The organism is Blastopirellula sediminis (genome assembly GCF_020966755.1).
Lineage (GTDB): Bacteria > Planctomycetota > Planctomycetia > Pirellulales > Pirellulaceae > Blastopirellula > Blastopirellula sediminis.
The window spans coordinates 3,682,109-3,700,615 of record NZ_JAJKFT010000010.1; the positions used below are offsets into that span (position 1 = coordinate 3,682,109).

The 18,507-nt window shown below is 59.0% G+C and carries 17 protein-coding genes; 9 read left to right on the forward strand and 8 right to left on the reverse strand.

Translation table 11 applies throughout. The features are described 5' to 3' along the window. Positions 1-216 precede the first annotated feature (216 nt). Positions 217-1,503, forward strand: coding sequence for a phosphopyruvate hydratase (gene eno, locus LOC68_RS26625; RefSeq protein ID WP_230224846.1), 1,287 nt, complete (start codon positions 217-219; stop codon positions 1,501-1,503). 95 nt (positions 1,504-1,598) lie between these two features. On the opposite strand, the gene LOC68_RS26630 is transcribed toward eno, so the two are convergent. Beyond that, the gene (locus LOC68_RS26630) at positions 1,599-2,162 is read right to left on the reverse strand and encodes a hypothetical protein (RefSeq protein ID WP_230224847.1); all 564 of its coding nucleotides are present in this window, start codon (positions 2,160-2,162) and stop codon (positions 1,599-1,601) included. 46 nt (positions 2,163-2,208) lie between these two features. Then, positions 2,209-2,700: a hypothetical protein gene (locus tag LOC68_RS26635; protein WP_230224848.1), complete on the reverse strand. Its 492-nt coding sequence runs from the start codon at positions 2,698-2,700 to the stop codon at positions 2,209-2,211. Positions 2,701-2,830: 130 nt separating this feature from the next. On the opposite strand from LOC68_RS26635, the gene LOC68_RS26640 reads away from it, so the two are divergent. Next, a complete protein-coding gene (locus LOC68_RS26640) occupies positions 2,831-3,169 on the forward strand; it encodes a hypothetical protein (protein WP_230224849.1) in 339 nt (112 codons plus the stop codon). Further along, positions 3,166-3,729 (forward strand): hypothetical protein, encoded by a 564-nt coding sequence (locus LOC68_RS26645; protein WP_230224850.1) that lies wholly within the window; start codon positions 3,166-3,168, stop codon positions 3,727-3,729. Before LOC68_RS26640 ends, LOC68_RS26645 begins: the two co-directional genes overlap by 4 nt. 139 nt (positions 3,730-3,868) lie before the next feature. On the opposite strand, the gene LOC68_RS26650 is transcribed toward LOC68_RS26645, so the two are convergent. The 4 genes from LOC68_RS26650 to LOC68_RS26665 form a co-directional block, all read right to left on the reverse strand. Then, positions 3,869-4,918 (reverse strand): zinc-dependent alcohol dehydrogenase, encoded by a 1,050-nt coding sequence (locus tag LOC68_RS26650; RefSeq protein ID WP_230224851.1) that lies wholly within the window; start codon positions 4,916-4,918, stop codon positions 3,869-3,871. 236 nt (positions 4,919-5,154) lie between these two features. Further along, on the reverse strand, positions 5,155-6,423 hold the full coding sequence (locus LOC68_RS26655) for an efflux RND transporter periplasmic adaptor subunit (protein ID WP_230224852.1): 1,269 nt from the start codon (positions 6,421-6,423) through the stop codon (positions 5,155-5,157). Continuing rightward, positions 6,420-9,614 carry an efflux RND transporter permease subunit gene (locus LOC68_RS26660; RefSeq protein ID WP_230224853.1) on the reverse strand — a complete coding sequence of 1,065 codons (3,195 nt, stop codon included), beginning with the start codon at positions 9,612-9,614 and terminating at the stop codon, positions 6,420-6,422. Before LOC68_RS26660 ends, LOC68_RS26655 begins: the two co-directional genes overlap by 4 nt. A gap of 51 nt (positions 9,615-9,665) precedes the next feature. Continuing rightward, complete coding sequence (locus LOC68_RS26665) at positions 9,666-10,367, reverse strand: GntR family transcriptional regulator (protein WP_230224854.1); 702 nt, start codon at positions 10,365-10,367, stop codon at positions 9,666-9,668. Positions 10,368-10,751: 384 nt separating this feature from the next. On the opposite strand from LOC68_RS26665, the gene csrA reads away from it, so the two are divergent. Continuing rightward, positions 10,752-11,114: a carbon storage regulator CsrA gene (gene csrA / locus LOC68_RS28670; RefSeq protein ID WP_315858771.1), complete on the forward strand. Its 363-nt coding sequence runs from the start codon at positions 10,752-10,754 to the stop codon at positions 11,112-11,114. A 65-nt stretch (positions 11,115-11,179) separates the two neighbouring features. Here csrA and LOC68_RS26675 read toward each other — a convergent pair whose 3' ends face one another. Further along, the gene (locus LOC68_RS26675; RefSeq protein ID WP_230224855.1) at positions 11,180-13,159 is read right to left on the reverse strand and encodes an esterase/lipase family protein; all 1,980 of its coding nucleotides are present in this window, start codon (positions 13,157-13,159) and stop codon (positions 11,180-11,182) included. Between the two features lie 227 nt (positions 13,160-13,386). Between LOC68_RS26675 and LOC68_RS26680 the strand changes: the two genes are divergently transcribed. Both LOC68_RS26680 and LOC68_RS26685 read left to right on the forward strand, forming a co-directional pair. After that, entirely contained in the window at positions 13,387-14,694 is a 1,308-nt protein-coding gene (locus tag LOC68_RS26680) for a sulfatase family protein (protein ID WP_230224856.1), read from the forward strand. Continuing rightward, on the forward strand, positions 14,691-15,770 hold the full coding sequence (locus tag LOC68_RS26685; RefSeq protein WP_230224857.1) for a DegT/DnrJ/EryC1/StrS family aminotransferase: 1,080 nt from the start codon (positions 14,691-14,693) through the stop codon (positions 15,768-15,770). Before LOC68_RS26680 ends, LOC68_RS26685 begins: the two co-directional genes overlap by 4 nt. Positions 15,771-15,876: 106 nt before the next feature. Here the strand turns inward: LOC68_RS26685 and LOC68_RS26690 are convergent, their stop codons facing one another. Then, entirely contained in the window at positions 15,877-16,095 is a 219-nt protein-coding gene (locus LOC68_RS26690) for a carbon storage regulator (RefSeq protein ID WP_230224858.1), read from the reverse strand. Positions 16,096-16,771: 676 nt separating this feature from the next. Here LOC68_RS26690 and LOC68_RS26695 point away from each other — a divergent pair. From LOC68_RS26695 to LOC68_RS26705, 3 genes are read left to right on the forward strand one after another with little or no spacing between them, the layout of a single operon-like run. After that, entirely contained in the window at positions 16,772-17,077 is a 306-nt protein-coding gene (locus LOC68_RS26695) for a hypothetical protein (protein WP_230224859.1), read from the forward strand. 36 nt (positions 17,078-17,113) lie between these two features. Next, on the forward strand, positions 17,114-17,941 hold the full coding sequence (locus LOC68_RS26700) for a tetratricopeptide repeat protein (protein ID WP_230224860.1): 828 nt from the start codon (positions 17,114-17,116) through the stop codon (positions 17,939-17,941). Then, positions 17,938-18,417 carry a GNAT family N-acetyltransferase gene (locus LOC68_RS26705; protein WP_230224861.1) on the forward strand — a complete coding sequence of 160 codons (480 nt, stop codon included), beginning with the start codon at positions 17,938-17,940 and terminating at the stop codon, positions 18,415-18,417. Before LOC68_RS26700 ends, LOC68_RS26705 begins: the two co-directional genes overlap by 4 nt. Positions 18,418-18,507 lie beyond the last annotated feature (90 nt).

The window sequence follows — 18,507 nt, forward strand, 5'->3', positions numbered from 1 at the left end:
ACGGTTCGTAGTTAATGAATGTATCCCGAGTTAATTTTTTCCTCAACCAAGCCTCGAATGCCTAGTCAATGCGTATTGTGCGCGGCAAAATGGCGACTCCATTCGAACTATGGTAAGCCAATTCTAGGGACATAGGCGTCCCTAGGCCCCGAAATGTGCGGCGCCCTACGGCAAGCCGTGCTCCCAGCGACATCCCTTGTAGAACGAGAGAGAACCATGAGCTTTATTGTTGACATTCGTGGCCTGCAAGTGCTCGACAGCCGCGGCAATCCGACCGTCGAAGTCGAAGTGACCCTGGATGACGGCGCCGTCGGCCGCGCCGCCGTGCCGAGCGGAGCCAGCACCGGCGCTCACGAAGCGAACGAACTGCGCGACGGCGACAAGAGCGTCTATGTCGGCAAGGGCGTCACCAAGGCGGTCGAAAACGTCAACACCGTCCTGGCCGAAGTGCTGCTGGGCGAAGACGCGCTGAACCAGACCGAAATCGACCGCAAGATGATCGAGCTCGACGGCACGCCGAACAAGAGCAAGCTCGGCGCCAACGCGATCCTCGGCGTTTCGCTCGCCACGGCCAAGGCCGCCGCGCAAAGCTCGGGCTTGCCGCTGTACCGCTATCTGGGCGGCGTCGGCGCTCGCCTTCTGCCGGCCCCGATGATGAACATCCTCAACGGCGGTTCGCACGCTGACAACAACGTCGACGTCCAAGAATTCATGGTCATGCCGCTCGGCTTCGATAACTTCAGCGACGCGCTCCGCAGCGGCGTGGAAGTCTTCCACAGCCTCAAGGGCGTTTTGAAGGGTAAGGGCCTGAACACCGCCGTCGGCGACGAAGGCGGTTTCGCTCCGAACCTCGGCAGCAACATCGAAGCCCTCGATCTGATCATGGAATCGATCGAAAAGGCTGGCTACAAGCCGGGCGAACAGGTCTTTATCGCCCTCGACTGCGCCTCCAGCGAGTACTACAACGGCGAAACCAAGAAGTACACGATGGACGGTAAAGAGTTCGACTCGGCCGCCATGGTCGACTTCCTGGCCGACTGGGCCGCGAAGTACCCGATCGTTTCGATCGAAGACGGCTGCGACGAAGACGACTGGGCCGGTTGGAAGATGCTGACCGAAAAGCTCGGCAGCAAGGTTCAGCTGGTCGGCGACGACTTGTTCGTCACCAACACCGAACGTCTGGCTCGCGGCATCAAAGAAGGGATCGCCAACAGCATCCTGATCAAGGTCAACCAGATCGGCACCTTGACCGAAACGATCAACGCGATCGCCATGGCTCACAACAACGGCTACACCAGCATCTCGAGCCATCGCAGCGGCGAAACCGAAGACTCGTTCATCGCCGACCTGGCGGTCGCCTTGGGCTGCGGTCAGATCAAGACCGGCTCGGCCTCGCGTAGCGATCGTATGGCGAAGTACAACCAACTGCTCCGCATCGAAGCCGAACTGGGCGAAAACGCCAAGTACGGCGGCCCGATCTTCCCGGCGATGAAGAACAAGTAGTCTTCACGTCGCGAGCAATCGTGAAAAACGAAAAGGCGTCGGTCTAAGGACCGGCGTCTTTTTTCGTTTCTTGAAGTTCTAGAGCGCCGCACGCGCTAATTCACTGGGAGAGGCGCCGTACTAGGAATCGCAATGGGCTGTCCAGCGGTCGCATCGCGGCTTACTGGGCGAACGCGAATGATGAGCGACCGCGTTTCCGAAAGCTTAATCATCCGGCCTTTCGGCGGCTGTATCGCCGCCAGTTGCGGATCGAGTTCGGCGCCTTGCAGCGTCATTCGCACGTCGACCGAATCGTGGCGTACGATCGTAACGCCGGCGTCGTTTTCCACTTCCTCGCTCCGGCGGAGAGTCGCCTGCAATTGAAGCTGGCCGTTGGCGTTCGGGCGAAGGATTCCTGCCAGCCGCATGCCGGTTTCCAGCGGAGGCCCATCGAACTGCGGGTCGCGCGGTAGAATGCCCCCCGCATCGATCGAAAACGGGACATTGGCCTTCGCATGCATCGCCGGCATCGCGAGATTCTCTGGTCGCTCGCTGGTTGGTGATGTTCCCGACAACTCGAGGTGAATCTCGTAGAACCCTTGGTGAGCGTCCGCCGCAGAAAGTTGCGCCGTCATGCAAGCAGCCAGAAAAACGGCCAAGGCGAATGGGAAGCGGATCATCGGTGCATCCTTGCAAACGGGAACGGCGTAGGGCCTACGTAATCGCTTAGTTGGAACGAGCAGTTGCTGGCTCCGCCAACTGCGCGCGGATTTCCAGAATGCCATTCGATTCAAACCGGATCTGCTTCGGACGTGCCAGCGGCAGCGGCATGCGGAATCGATAGACCGACCCGAACGTGGTCGTGACTTCGTTTTCTTCTTCCGGCGGCAGCGCCTCGCTCACTTCGATCGCCAGGTGGAGTTGCGTTTGCCCGTCGGCGCTTTCGCGAATGACCCCTTCGACCTGCGTTCCATAGAACAAGATCTCTCCGCCGAACTTGGGATCCGGCATGATTTCGCCTCCCGAGAGAAACGAAAACTTGCGTCCCGAAGTCGCCGCGATCGTCGGCGCGGCCAGAATGCGATCTTTGTTCGCAGCGTCGTCGGTCTCCAGCAGCCTCAGCTGGATAATGTATTGCTGCTGCGATCCCTGAGCGAGCAACGATGGAGGGATGGCTAGCATCCCGGTCAAACAAACGGCAAGCGAAAGCAAACGCACGGCGAGACTCCTTCCACATCAAGGGACGACGAAGCCGTCAGCGTAGGCAATTCGGCCCCCCAAGTCTGCGCCGATCGGGGCGCCTGCAATTTCGACCCGGTTTTGGCCTCCCCGTGTATAATCGAAACCTATGGAAAAGCCGCAAACGCCGATCGCCGATTCCCCTTGGTTTTGGCTCTACCTCTTCGCCATGTGCGCCCTGGCCGGCGGCCTGGTGATGGCGCCGAAATATGGGGCGCGGCAAGCGACGCTTGAGAAACAGTACCAGGCTCGCCAGCGAGCCGAGCAGATCCGCCAAGGGGAAACGCCGCAGGGAGAGATCTCTTCGGCCGATAGCACCTTGATCGACCTGCGACCGATTTACCTGGTGCTGCTCGTCTTGGTGAGTGTCGGTTGGGCGCGGCTCTGGTGGACCCGCTGGGGAGCGAAATCGCGAAACGAAACGCCTGTAGAAGGAACGTCGACATGAGCATCTTGCTAGAGCAACAAACGACGATTCTGGTGATCGGCGTGATCGGCGCCGCGATCATCGCCGGCTGCCTGGTGCAGACCGGCAAAAAGGTTTTCATCCCGGTCTTCTTTCTCTGGATCGCGCTGGCCGGGTGTGCGGCGCTGATCGAGATGGCGGTCGTCACGCCGACCGAACAAGTCCGCGACTCGGTCCTCTATTTCGGCAGCGCGTTGCAAAGCAACGATCAGGCCCGCGTGATGGACGTCCTTTCCGACATCCGCCCCGAGATGAAACAGCGGGCCAGGTACATCCTCAACCTGGTCACCATCGACAGCGTCAGCGTCAAACAGCCGATCGAAGTGATCTTCTTCGATCCGCAAAAGACCCACTGCCACGCCAAGTTCAACGTGGTGGTCGTCGGCCGCTTGAAGTCCGGCGCCTACGCCGGCGGAGACCGCTTCGCCGCCTTCCTGGTCCTCGACCTGATCAAAGAAGAGGACGGCAAATGGCGCGTCGCCGACTATGAGACTTATGATCCCCGCGGCGAACAAGCGGGACGCTTGGCCGAGCCGATCTAACGCCGCTCAATAACTTGGCGCCATGCTCTTGCGGCGATAGCCGGATGAGCATGTCTTCGATGCGTTCGGACAGGGCCAAGACATGCTCATCCGGCGAAGACGACGCAAGAGCATGGCGCCAGCTTTGTTTAAACCAATCTTAGCCGCCCAATCCCAGCGGCGCACGTTGTAACACCAACTTCGTCGTATGCGCCTTATACGCCTCGGGCGCATCATCCCAATCGGCGACCAGCGTCGTCACCGCTTCCGCTGGAAATTGTTCTTGGGCGACAAAGTTGAGCAGTTCCGGCAGAATTGGCCGCACGTGCGAGACGCCGACTTTGAGCGTCGCGCTGGTCGCGTACATGTGCATGATCGGGACTTTGGTCCCTGGGGCGATGTAGTATCCGACCGCGGTGCAAATGCCGCCGGGCGCTAACAAGCGGATCGCCGAGTCGAGTCCATCGCTGCGCGACGAAGCTTCGACCGTAATGTCGTAACGCTGCGAAATCTGGCTCGCCAACGAGCGTCGACGGTTGGAGGGAAGTTCTACTACCTCCGCGCCCAACTGCGCTGCGATTTCCAGACGCGTTTTGTCGTTGTCGACGTAAGTGACGCTCGCCGCTCCTTGGCGGACTGCAATGCCCGCCGCATACAGACCAATGCTTTTCGCGGCGCCTCCCAAGACGAGTACCGATCCGCCGGGACGTTCTGTAAGCGGAGGTACGATGCAGCGCCACGCATCCGCCAGATTATCACTGGCCGCAGCGACCCGCAGCGGCGGAACGCCCCCCGGGACCGGAACGAGCATATGATCAGCGATCGGGACGCGGAGCTCGTCCACGATCATTCCGCCCCAAGGCCCGCAACAAGCGCCAAAGCCGTACGCCCCCAGAACCTGCTGACGAAAGGTAGAGCACTTGGCGGTGAGCCCGCGTTGGCATTCGAGGCACTCGCCGCACGACACGGCCCACGGAACGATGACGATATCGCCGATTTGACGCGTGTGGACATCTTCGCCCACCGCGATCACTTCCGCGACGCATTCATGGCCGATTCCAAAGGGACCCTGAAACGGCACTTTGCCGCAGATCTGCCCCACAATCGGATCAACCATCCCCAGGTGTATGCCAAACTGGAACGCGCGGGAAACCGGCGTGTGGATCGGCAAGGTATCGCCATCGCAGCGGCCGGCGATGAAGGGACGCACGATGGCATCCTTCGGGTCAAGCAGAGTTGGCTTCTCGCGCTCGCTCCACTGAAGACGCCCGGCACGCAGGAACTGAAGTTCTCGCACTAACTAGCCCAGCAAGTATTGAAGGTGTCCGCTCGTCGGAAATGACGAGTGAGGAATGGCAGAAAGTCGATCGACGGCGGATCACAGCGTTCCAGTGTCCGCAACGTCGGCAATGCGTCAACATCCCCTAATCCTGCCGCGCGATCAATTTACGTATCTTTTACCGGCGCCAACACGGCGACCTCCATCCCCTCAACGAGCCGTTCGCCAGGATTCACGACAATCCTTTGCCCCGGCTCGATTCCTTTCGAAATTCCCAGCGACGTTCCTTGATCCATTTCGACTTCAACCGGCCGCAGTTCGATCAAGTCTTGCGAATTGACCACCGCGATCTGGGCGCCGTTGGCGTTAAAGATTAATGCGGACGCGGGGACCATCAACGGCGGGTTTTCGCGCTCGACGTGCAGTTGTACACGGACGTAGGCGCCTGGCAACAGCAAGCCGGCCGAATTGTCGACTGCTATCTCAGTCCGCATCGTTCGCGTTTGCATGTCGATCGCACGGGCGGTTCGTTCGACGCGGCCGGTGAAGGTTTTGTGGGGTAGTTCCCGCACGACCAATGGAGCTTCCTCGCCGGCTTTGATCCCCGAGGCGTAAATCTGCGGAACGTGGACGATGACGCGTAGTAGGTCGGTTCGCTCCAAGCGGAAGAGGGACTGCGCTTGATCATTGCCCGAGGTGACCAGTTGCCCCAGATCGATTGAACGCTGGGTAATTGTCCCGTCAAACGGAGCGAAGACCTGGGCGAACGACTGCATTTCTTTGATTCGCTGCAGTTCGGCCATCCCTGCGGCGATGTCGGCGTCAGCGACTTTGATCTGGTGCTGCGCGACCGAGAATTCAGCCTGGCCTTCGTCGAACGCTTGTTGCGACGCCGCTTTTGAAATCACGAGCCGCTGAAGTCGTTCGAGCGTAAAACGAGCCAGTTCCAGCTTCGTCTCGGCGACTTCACGACGAGCTTTCAGTTGTTCGACGGTCGCTTCCGCTTGCTGAAGTTGTTGATCAACCTCCGGCGTATCAATCTCGGCGAGCAGTTGGCCCGCTTTCACTTGATCGCCGATATCGACGTGCCATTTTCGTAAGTAGCCGCTGATACGGGGGAAGATCACCGTTTCTTCCTCGGCTTGGATTTCGCCCGGCAACTGAACGGCGACGCTCGCCGCGGCCGGCGTCGGGATCATCGTTTCGACCTCGGGCGTCGCATGCGTCAACCGATGCGTCTCTTCAGCCAGCGCCGCATGCTGCCGAACTTTCGGAAACCAGCCGAGCAAGAAGACGCCGGCGATCGCTCCCGAGAGCGTCAGAAACAACAGCGTCGCCACGGCGGCCGAAACCTTCGGAACCGGCGCCGGCGGACCGGCTTCATCGGGATCAAGGTTTTCAATATTCATGCTGGGATTGGTAGTCGTGTGGTTCATACGGCGGCAGGCTCCTCTAAATTGTCCATCTCTTGCTGCGATTTCGGCGGCGTTACCCGCAGCAGACTGTAAATCACCGGCACCAGGATCAGGGTCGCCAACGTGGCCATCATCAGCCCGCCGATCACCGCGCGGCCGAGCGGAGCGTTCTGCTCTCCCCCTTCTCCAAAGCCCAGCGACATCGGCAACATCCCCAAGATCATCGCGCCGGCGGTCATCAGCACGGGACGCAAGCGCGTCACGCCCGCGGCCCAAGCGGCGTCATGCGCGTTCTTGCCAAGTTGACGTTGATCGTTGGCGAATGTGACCAGCAGAATCGAGTTAGCGGTCGCCACGCCGATGCACATGATCGTCCCCATCAGCGACGGAACGTTGATCGTCGTTTGCGTTACGAACAGCATCCAGAGAATACCGCTCACGGCGCCTGGCAGCGCCATCAACACGATGAAAGGATCAGTCCACGATTGAAAGTTGACGACCATCAGCAAGTAGACCAGCACGATCGCGAAGATCACGCCGTAACCGAGAGCGGCGAACGAACTTCGCATGCTTTCGACTTGCCCACGGACTTTGATCGTCGTGCCGCGGGGGAGTTTGTCTTGAAACTCGTCGAGTACTCGATTGATCTGTGCCGATACGCTTCCCAGGTCAGCTCCATCGACGCCAGCCAGGATGTCGATGCTTCCAGCGACGTTGTAATGCGTCACGTTCGTCGCGCCGACATCTTGCTTGACGTAGCCCAGATTGCCGAGCAATTGCGAGTCGGCGTTGGCGTTACGCGGCGTGATCGGAGTTCCCGTGATCGCCGAGACTGAGTCGAGTTGCCGCTGGGGCGACTGCACGACCAGCGGATACTGAATCCCCTTCTTTGGATCGAGCCAATAGTTGGGATTGGTCTGCTTGCTCGAACTGAGCGAGACCAGCACGTCGCTGGCGACGTCATATTGCGAGATGCCAAGTTGGCTCAGCAGCGTGCGATCGGTTTCGATCCGCAGTTCCGGTGCGAAGGGAACCTGGTGGATCCGGACGTCGGAGGCGCCGGGGATCGCTTCGATGCGACTCCGAATCTGCTGAGCGATTTCGAAGTTTTCCTTCTGGTTGCGACGTGGCCCGGTCAATTGAATGTCAATTGGCGCCGAGAGCCCGAAGTTCAGCACTTGCGTTACGATGTCAGGCGGTTTGTAGAAGAAGGTCAGCTCGGGAAAACGCTTCTGAAGTTCACGGCGGAGCTGTTTTTGATGTTCCGCCGTCGGCGAATGACCGTGATGCAGCGTGACCAGGATTTCGCCATCGGCCGACGACATCAGCGTCCCGTCGCTCAGCGCCAGATTGATGCCGCTGTTCGGAATGCCGATGTTGTCGATGATCGACTCGATCTCGTGAGCTGGAATGATTTCGTGGATCGTGTCGACCACGCGGGCAAAATGACGTTCGGTCTCTTCAACGCGCGTTCCGGCCGGAGCCCGCACGTGCAAGCGAATCTGTCCCGAGTCGACCGACGGGAAAAAGTCTTGCCCGATCATCGGCGCCAGCGCGAACGAACCGCCGGCGAATAACGCAAACAGGGTCAGCGTCGCCGCGCGGTGGGCCAGCATCCACGATAAGCAACTGCCGTAAAGCCCTTTCAGGCGATCGAACAGCCGGTTGAAGCCATTGTGAATCTGCCCGAACACCCCCGGCGTCGCCGTATGTCCGTCGGGCGAATAGCGTTCGACTTCAGCCGCAAGCAAATAGCGGGTCATCGTCGGCACCAAAGTTCGACTGAGCAGATAGCTGGCGAACATCGCGAAGACGACCGCCAGCGCCATCGGCACGAACAAAGCGCGAGCGGCGCCGGTGATAAACCCGATCGGCAAAAAGACGATGCAGATGCAGAGTGTCGAAACGAACGCCGGCATTGCAATCTGCTGGGCCCCGTCCAAAATGGCGGTCGTCAATCCTTTCCGCATGTGCAGATTGCGGTGAATGTTTTCGATCTCGACCGTCGCATCGTCAACCAGAATACCGACCGCCAGCGCCAGCCCGCCGAGCGTCATCACGTTCAACGAATGGCCTATGGCGCCCATGATGGTGATCGACGCGAGAATCGCCAGCGGAATTGAGATCACGATGATCAGCGTGCTGCGCCACGATCCGAGAAAGAGCAGGATCATCGCGCCGGTCAGTCCGGCGGCGATTCCCGCTTCGACGAGCACCCCCTGCACGGCATGCCGGACGAAGATCGACTGATCGGCCAATAGCGTGACGTTCATTTCTTCCGGCAGCGTCGCCATCACGGCGGGAAGTCGATCGCGGACTCCTTGCACGATGTCGAGGGTTGAACCGCTTGATTTCAAGATCGGCTGCAAGACGCCCCGTTTGCCGTCGACATGGACGATGTTGGTTTGCGGAGCGAACCCGTCTCGCACGGCGGCGATATCACGAATGAAGATCGTCCGGCTGCCGACCGATTTGATTGGCAGATCGCCGATCGCTTCGACCGCTTCGGGACTGCCGTTCAAGCGAACGTTCATCTCCTGGGCGCCGATCTTTACCGAACCGGAAGGGAGGATCAGGTTTTGGGCGTTGACCGCCTCCGAGACTTCGCCCGGCGAGATTCCCCACGCATGCAGCTTGGCCGGATCGATGTCGATCATGATCTGCCGCACTTTGCCCCCATAGGGCCAGGTCAATTGCGCTCCGCGAACCGGCGCCAGGCCTGGCCGCATCGAGTTGGTGGCCAGGTCGTAAAGTTGTTGTTCGGTGAGCGACTCGCTACCGATCGACGCTTGGACGATCGGCACGTTGGCGGCGTTGTACCGCATCACCAGCGGCGGAAAGATGCCAGGCGGCATCGACTTCAGCGCCTGCTGCGAGGTGGCGACGATCTGCGAGATCGCCGCATCAACGCTGGCGCCTTCCTGCAAAAAGACCTTCACCACGCTGATCCCGTTCAGCGATTGGCTCTCGACATGCTCGATGTCGCTGACGGTCGAAAAGAGGACCCGCTCGTAACTGCCGACGATCCGCTGTTCCATCTGATCGGGCGGAATTCCTTCGTACGTCCAGATCACGGCGACGACCGGAATGTTGATCTCCGGGAAGATATCGGTCTCCATGCGACGAATCGAGACCGCGCCGGCGATCGCAATCAGCATCGAGGCTACGACGAAGGTATACGGTCGCCGTAGCGCCAGGCGAACAATCCACATGACGTTGAACTACTCAAGGTAGGAAGGTCGATAGTCAGGGGCGGGGACCGATCAATCTGTCGTTGTCGACATCTCGACCGAGCATGACGAGGTGGGGGCGTCCGAGTCGGACGTGGGGTTTTGCGCTTCCTGGGCCCAGACGGCGGCGAACGATTCCGAATGTTCGCGGAGCAAGCGTCCTGCTTCGTCGCCATCGCCGCGAGCGAGCGCGTCGATAATCGGCTGGTGTTCGGCCGCACGATCGACGATCGCTTTGTTCTTGCGAAACAGGTTGACCCGGATTCGCGCGTCGAACTGCAGCGCGTCCCAGCTTTGCAGCAGCACTTGATTGTCAGCCGCGGCGACAATTGCGCGGTGAAACTCCATGTTGCTGCGCGCGTAGGCGTCGATATCGCCGCGGGCGGCCGACTCGCAAATCTCGTCGACCTTCTGTTGCAGTCGGTCGATGGAGTTTTGAAAGCGTGGGGCGGCCAGTTCGGCGGCGCGCTGTTCGAGAATGGCGCGCACCAGGTAGGCTTCGGCCATTTCGCGGGGAGTGATCTCGCGAACGCGGGTTCCTTTGTACGGCTCGGACTGGACGAGACGCATCGCTTCCAGTTCGCGTAACGCTTCCCGCACCGGAGTCTGGCTGGTGCCAAACTCCTGGGCGATCGCCAGTTCGATCAAACGTTCGCCCGGCTGCAGCGATCCGTCGTAGATCCTTGTCGCCAAGGTATCGCGGATCTCGTCGCTCATGCACTGACGTTTGACCATGGGAAATCTCCGGGGCTGGGTTAGTTTCTATATTATCGATAATGTAGAACTAGTGCAAACATTTTCTTTGGAAGCGAAGGAAGTCGGGAGACAGAGAGACCGAAGCGCTGCCCCTTCTCTGCCGCAGAATTGGAGATCAATCGCGACCGATCCGACCGCCATTTTGAAGGTCTGACGGCCGGTTCTCGGTAAATCCTGCAAGGAAATTGTAAGTATGTACACCAACTGTCCAGATCGCTAGCGCCCTGGCGAAAGTGTGGAAGTCCTTGTCGGATTGATGGTTGCGACAATTCGGAAAAATGAGGTTAGTCTTTGGCATGCCAAATGCGAAGAATCCTTTCGCAATCGCTTACCCAAGGATTCTTCCAAGCAAAGGAGTGTAGGATGCTGGTTCTGACCCGGAAACAACAGGAAAAGATTCAGATTGGCGACGACATTGTGATCACCATCCTGAAGGTGAAAGGCAATTCGATTCGCGTCGGTATTGAGGCCCCCAAGGATGTCCGAGTCGTTCGCGGCGAATTGCCGAAGTCGGAAATGGCCGACGACGAGCAGTCGGCTGCCGCTCAGCCGAGCGAGGATAGCCAATCGGGCCTGAACCCCTTTCTGAACGCCCATAACGATGGGGACGATTACCGGGTTCTCTCGTTCCGAATTTCGGCCGAAGAGCCGAAGCATGAACCGGCTCAGTTCGAGCAGCCGAAAGCTCGGCTGCAGACGATGCGTGAGTTCATGGCGAATCGCTAGTCAGGGACAAAGACGCCTGGTAGGGCATGCCAGGCGTCGCTAACGCCGCTCTCTCGTTTTGATTTTTACTTGGACGGAGTCAAGTGAAGTGATTCAGACATCGATGGACCGCCGTAGCCGCCTTGTGGGGCGCTGTTTTGAATCGGCGCTGAATGCCCGGCTTGCATCACGGTGGAATTTGGAAACGCTGGATGAAGGGGAGCGCCTAGCTGCGTCGCGGCGACATACTCCTGACGCAGTCCTTCAATGTGGTCTCGTAGAATGCTTCGGACGCGTAGGATGCTGCGTGGATGTCGGTGAACATTCGCATGATCGGCAGTAACCACCAGTTCCGAAGCCGCCTCTTCCAAGTGAGCGCTCGAATACTCGACCACCCCGTCGCTCTTCCCCGCGAACGTGCCTAGCCACGTATCTTGATCGACCACGCCGATCACCGTGTGGTATTTGACCCATGGCGCCTTGGGCGCCTCGATGATCTTCGGCAAGACCGGAGAGTCGGGAGCCAGCGAATCGATGCTCGTAGCGACCGCCAACATCTCGGCGTCGCGGAAGTAGTTCGGGTTCGCTTCTTTCAAACGCTTTTCAGCGCCAGTTAGCGATTCCGGCAAGGCGATCAGATGGCGGCCGAGCCATTTCGTCGTCGGATTGGCGAAATCGCTGCCGCGATGCGGCGTGCCAAGCGTGATCACCTGGCGAACCGACGGGCTCGGCTCGAAGAAGAGCATGCTCATCAGCTGCTGTTTGTCTTGAGCGGTTCCTTGCAGCTTATCCGGCGACTGGTCGCTGACCATCGCCCAGAAATCTTGTTGGCTGTCGATCGTTTGCCAGCGAGAAACAAGACCGCCCATGCTGTGCCCAATCAGTACCGTCTGGTCGAGCGCCAAAGCCTGATGCTGCGGGTCGAGATCTTCGCGCGCCTTTTGCAGGTCGCGGCGGAACTGCGTCGCACTGATCCAGAACGGCTCGCCGGTCGGATAGAGATAGAACCAGAATTGGTAGTTGTCGCGGATCTCGGGCTGAGCGCGGAGATCGTTGAACATTTCCATCCAGGTAATCGGGCTCGACCACAATCCATGCACCATAACGACCGGGATCTTCTGCGGATCGTACGGTTCGAGCATGTAGAGCCCCTGCACTGTTTCGCTGTGGCCTGGGAGCAAAAGGCCCCAGGTCGCCAAGTCGGTGTCGCGGAACTGCGGTTGATCGAGGTAGTAGGCGAGCGGCGTGCTGATGTCAGCTTCGAGCGGAGTCGTCTTGTTGCCGATCTTCACTTCGTTCTGCATCAGCGGATCGTAAAGTTCGATCTTGCAGAAGTGGACCGACGAGCCTTCCGTCTGTTTCTGCGGAGTTACTTCCAGGAATGCGGTCAGCGGGTAAGCGAGCCCCGGCGGCAGATACTTGTCTTCCGCCTTGCCGGTCTTGGCGCCTTTGCAGATCGCGATCAGCGGCACGCCCAATCCATATTGGCGATGTTGGTTGCGAAGCCCTTTCACTTCGTAGTCCGAAGCGAACTCGAAGTGGTCGAAGTCTTCCGGATTCCAGCGTCCTGAAAGCTGCAGCGCAACCTGGAACTCATGTTGCGGCGTGGTGATTCGATAGACTGAGCCCGGCTTCAACTTTCCTTGCGCACGGACGATGCGGAGGGCCGATTCGAGCGAGCCGTTGTACAAGTCGCAGGCGCCGCGGAATTGCGGATCGTAAATATGATCCTGGCGAGCGAACTTCGGATCGAAGAGATAGTAATAGGAATGGGCGGCGCAAGAGGCGAATAATTCGAGCGCCGTCGCCTTTTTGCCGAGCGCTTCGGCTCGCGAGCCGGCGATGTAGCAAAGCTCGGCGTAGGCGTACGTTTTTTCGGCGGTCGGCTCTTGTTCCAGCTCTTGGGCGAGCTGATCGAGCGCCTCGCGATGGTCCCCTTCAGCGTATTTTTCGAGATCGTATTGCCGCAGAAGCTGCTTGGTCCGTTCAGTCGCTTGCGGGCCTTGACGCGAGAGGAGTTGCAATTGCCCCGCGAGCGGATTGCGCGGCGTTTTGCGTACTGACATAAAGGTATCGCCAGCGCAGCCGGTGGTCGTTAGCAACAAGGCGAACAGGCCAATGGCGAGAATACAGCGTACGAATTGTCGTTGGTGCGGCGTTTCCATCGATCCGCTACCCCCCATCTCTAGCGGAAATCCCAGAAGAGAACTGGACTCGGTAGTTTTGTCGAGGGACAATACGAAGTCTGCCCACCCCAAGTCAAGGCAAACTCCCCACCCCGATGAGGATTTTCATGCACTTCTATCATTGCTTCCGCGCATTGTTGCTAGCTGCGGTTGTTTGCAGCTGGGCCGCTGCGGCCGATACCCCGCCAAACATCGTCTTGATCCTGTCTGACGATCAAGGCTGGGGCGACTATTCCTTCATGGGACATAAGTCGATCCAGACCCCCAATCTCGACCGCTTGGCTCACCAGTCGCTCACCTATACCCGCGGCTATGTGCCGGACAGCTTGTGCCGACCGTCGCTAGCGACGATCATCTCCGGCCTCTATGCCCATCAACATGGGGTCGTTGGTAACGATCCGCCGAAGACGGCGAAGGGAGATCCCTCGGCTCCGTATCAAACCGGCACTCGCAACGACTATCTGCAGCACATCGACAAGATGCCGAAGCTGCCCGAGATCCTGAAGCGGGAAAAAGGGTACGTCTCGCTGCAGACCGGCAAATGGTGGGAAGGAAACTTCTCGCGCGGCGGTTTCGACCAGGGGATGACGCACGGCGACATCACTCGCGGAGGTCGACATGGCGATGAAGGATTGAAGATCGGCCGGACCGGACTGAAGCCGATTTACGACTTCGTGCGTGAAGCGAAAGCGGACAACAAGCCGTTCTTCCTCTGGTACGCTCCGATCATGCCGCACACGCCGCATACTCCGCCGGAACGTCTGCTGGCCAAGTATAGCGACAAGACCAAGAGCCTGCCGATCGCCAAGTATTGGGCGATGTGCGAGTGGTTCGACGAAACGTGCGGCCAGCTGCTCGACTTCCTCGACGAAGAGAAGCTGTCGGACAACACGATCGTGATTTACATCTGCGATAACGGCTGGATCAATCTCGAGAACGAAAGCAAGTACGCTCCCCGCTCGAAACGCTCGCAGTACGAAGGGGGAACTCGCACGCCGATCATGATTCGTTGGCCTGGTCATATGTCGCCTCAGATGAACACGACGCAGCTCGCCAGCTCGATCGACATCGTCCCGACGGTGTTGGCCGCGGTCGGCATTGAGAAGTTGCCGGAGATGGAAGGGATTAACCTGCTCGACGCCAAAGCGGTCGACGCCCGCGATACGATCTATGGCGAGATCCTGGAGCATGACATCCGCGCGATGGACGATCCGGCGAAAAGCCTGATGTTCCGCTGGGTGATCGAAGGGCCGTGGAAGTTAATCGTGCCGTACGCTCCCAACGAACCGAACGTGAAGATCGAGTTGTTCAACGTCGAGAAAGACCCGACGGAAGAGAACAACCTGGCCGCCCAGCAGCCGGAAGTGGTCAAGCGACTCCAGGCGAAGCTCGACGCGTGGTGGGCGGTTCCGTGAGCGATTCGGACTCGCCGCAATCTCCCCTCTGGCCGCTAGAAGATGACGACGTACGCGATGCGCTGTTGGCCGCGTACGCCGACGGCAGTTGGGGTAAGTATCATGGGCCGCATGTTCCGCGATTGGAAGCGGAACTGGCCCAGTACTTTGGCGTGCCGCATGCTTTTAGCTGTGCGTCGGGCACGATTGCGGTCGAGATCGCGTTGCGAGCATTGAACTTGCCGGAAGGCGCCGAGGTGTTGCTGGCGGCGTATGACTTCGCGGGCAATTTTCGGGCGATTCAAGCGGCTGGCTTACGCCCGGCGCTCGTGGACATCGAGCCCAATTGTTGGCGGATCGACGTCAGTCAGCTCGAAGCGGCGGTCACGCCGGAAACGAAGGCAGTCCTCGTTTCGCATCTGCATGGCGATCTCGCCGACATGCCGGCGGTGATGGAAATCGCCCAGCGACATCAGTTGCAGGTAGTGGAAGACGCCTGTCAGTCGCCGGGGGCGGTGATCGGCGGACGCAAAGCGGGAACTTGGGGAGATGTCGGGACGCTGAGTTTCGGCGGCAGCAAGTTGTTGACCGCAGGGCGAGGCGGAGCGATCGTCACCTCACGACCCGATGTGTTCCAGCGAGCGAAGGTCTTCTGCGAGCGGGGAAACCATGCGTTTCCGCTCAGCGAACTGCAGGCTGCGGTTTTATTGCCGCAATTGGAGAAGCTCGACGCACGGAACCAGCGACGAGCCGCCGCCGTAGCGCGACTGCGCGACGCGACGAAGAATTCTACGGCGTGGAACTCTCCGCCGCCGTGCGACGATAGCCCTGTCTATTACAAGGTTGGCTGGTACCTGGCCGATCCGGCAGCGCGGGAAGCGACATGTGCTCGCTTGCAGTCGGCGGGAGTCGCGATCGACGCTGGCTTTCGAGGTTTCGCCAAGCGGCCCGATTCGTGGTGTCGCAAATTGGGACAGTTGCCGGAAGCGCGTCGGGCGGCCGAAGCGACGATCACGCTGCATCACCCGGTATTGTTGGCAGACGAAGCGGAGTTGGCACGCGCCGTCGAAGTGGTGCGCGAAGTTGCCGGTGGGTAGATCCCGCTGCTGCGTCAAGAACGCAAATGACCCGGCTTCCACCTCTGCCGGGTCATTTGTCTGGAGATTGCTCGGTGTTGCGCGGCTGATTGAGCCGCGGTGCTATTCAATGCGTGCCCGTTAGCAGCACTTCCTGGGTTAGGCAGGCATGCTCTTCGGCATGCGGCTGTTCGTCCGATTCGATGACTTCGCCACGCAGAATGCGAACTTGGTTGGGGGCGTCGATGCCGACGGTGACTCGGTTCCCCGAGATTCGATTGATTACGATCGTGACGTTGTCGCCTACGTGGATGGTTTCTCCAATCTTACGGCTCAGAATCAACATGTTTTGGGTTCCTTCCAGTGGTCGCTGGACTTGTGCGTTCTTCGCTAATTCAAGGGGGGAGTTCGGCTCGCGTTCGCCTTGATCGCGGCGTCTCGCGTTTGCCTAACCAGTACAAATGCAAGCCGAGGGCCAATGATGGAAAAATTTTCAATCGCACCGCGTGATCTAATCGCAACTCTTTATTGCGAAGGTAGTTGCGATTTTTCTTTTTCGCTTGATAGCACGCCGGAATTGGCAGTCGAACCCTCGCCTGGGTGTCTCAATTTGAGAATAGCTCTTCATTGTGAGAAGCTTCGATCTCCGTAAACCGAAGCGAGCCAAGGTGATTAGTGCTGGCAATGCACAAAGAGCGCAAAGATCGATAGCTCGCCATACTTCGGCCACAATGTGGCGTTTATGGCGAGAATCGAAAGTTTTGTGCATGAAGTTCTGAAAAATTGCCCTCCCGCTTGTCGAAACAAACGTTTGCGTATTACTATTTCAGAGGGGAACCTCTTAGGGTGGTATGTCCTACTCTCGTGGCATCACTCCCAACTCGAGTTCGACTTGTTTCGCCCCAAGGGATGGAATGCCGAAGCAGCCTGTTTTTCTGTGCGGAGTCCCCTACCGCATGACGAGCCGGGGGCCCTTCTTTTGTCTCAGTTCAAGTTCGAATGGGGCGCGGTGGGGATTTCATATGACGCCTCACCAGACGACGGATACTGAGCATTTGCTCCGTCTCTTCGCCGCCGATTTGGGGCTGGGATGTTCGTTCCGTTTTCCCGATCCAATCGACGAGTTTCCGACTTCGCGCAACGAAGAGCCTGGGCGTATCCGCGCTTACCTGCTGCGGGTCGATGTCGAATACTCGATCTGGGGACGGAGCGAAGAATTCCGGCGGCGGTGGTGCCTCTCGGACGAGGCGCAACTGCGGGTACGTCGCAAGCCGATTCAACGCTTGATTGACAACGCCGTACGAAAGCTGGAAAAATCGAGAGCCTGATTTACGGCGATCGACTTCTCCAGCTTGGATTTTGCGATGCGTTACCTGATTCGCTTGTTGCTGCTCTTCCCCGTCCTCTTCGCTTCGTCCCGATTGATCGCCCAGGACGATACGGCCATAGAGTTCGCTTTTCAGGCTCGCGTCGCCGCGTCGCGTGGCGACAGCGCGAAAGCGGTCGAACTGGCGACCAAGGCCCTCGAGAGTAATCCGCAGCCGGATGGGATTACGTTTCTCTATTATGTTCGCGGGCGAGAGGAGTTTCGGATCGGCCAGATCGCCAAGTCGGCCGCCGACTTCGACAAATACGCCGAGCTCCATCCCGCCGAGAAGCCGAAGCTGTGGGAACGAGGCATCACGCTCTACTATGCCGGCCGGTTTCAAGAAGGCGCCGATCAGTTCGCCCTCTATCAGAAGTATCTGAGCAACGACGTTGAGAACGCGGCCTGGCGATTCCTTTGTATGGCTCAAGCGGACGGCGTCGACAAAGCTCAGGCCGAACTGTTGCCGATCGAAGGCGATGGCCGGATCCCGATGATGACGCTGCACCGCTTCTATCGGGGCGCTGCGACCGAGGAAGAGGTGCTGAAGGCAGTGGAAGCCGGAGAAGCCAGCGAAGCGGAGCGAGCCGGCCGCCGGTTTTACGCCGATCTCTATCTCGGGCTCTACTACGAAGCGATCGGAGATGATGCGAAGGCGAAGCCGTTTCTCAAACGAGCGGCGAGTCCCGATTTGCAGAAGACCGCTACGGGGGCGATGAATTCGTACATGGGGGACGTTGCGCGGATTCATTGGCAACGCTTGCAACAACCGGACAAGTCGAGCGACGAAGAGTCCGCCGGTTCCGCTTCGCAGGATTCAAAATGATTCGGCGGTACGAACCAGGCGATCACACGGCGATCGCCGAAATCTTCACCCGGGCGATTCATGAGGTCGCGTCGGAGGTCTACACGCCGGCGCAGTGCGCCGCCTGGTCGGACAAGCGGCCGAATCCAGAGCACTGGAAAACTCGCTGCGAACAGAAGCGTCCCTACGTCTATGTAAGTGAGGGACGCGTCGCTGGTTTTCTGGAACTGGATGACGATGGACATATCGACTGCATGTACGTCCATCCCGAGGAAGTCCGCAAGGGAATCGCTTCCGCGCTGGTCGACTTGGCGATCGAGAATTGCGTGGCTGCCGGTCTGCTGAGAGTCTTCGTCGAAGCGTCGCACTGCGCCCGACCTGTGTTTGAGAAGAAGGGTTTTCGCGTTGTCGAAGAGCGGCAGGTCGCGCTAAATGGCGAATTGCTGACCAACTTCGCAATGGAGTTGCCGCTCGACGATTCGTCAAATCTCGGCTGAACGCAGAAAACCGGTGAGAAAACGGCCGGAATGGGCCCCGGGCACTAAAAAACCGGGAGAACTTCGACTATTTTAGGAGTACCCACCTAA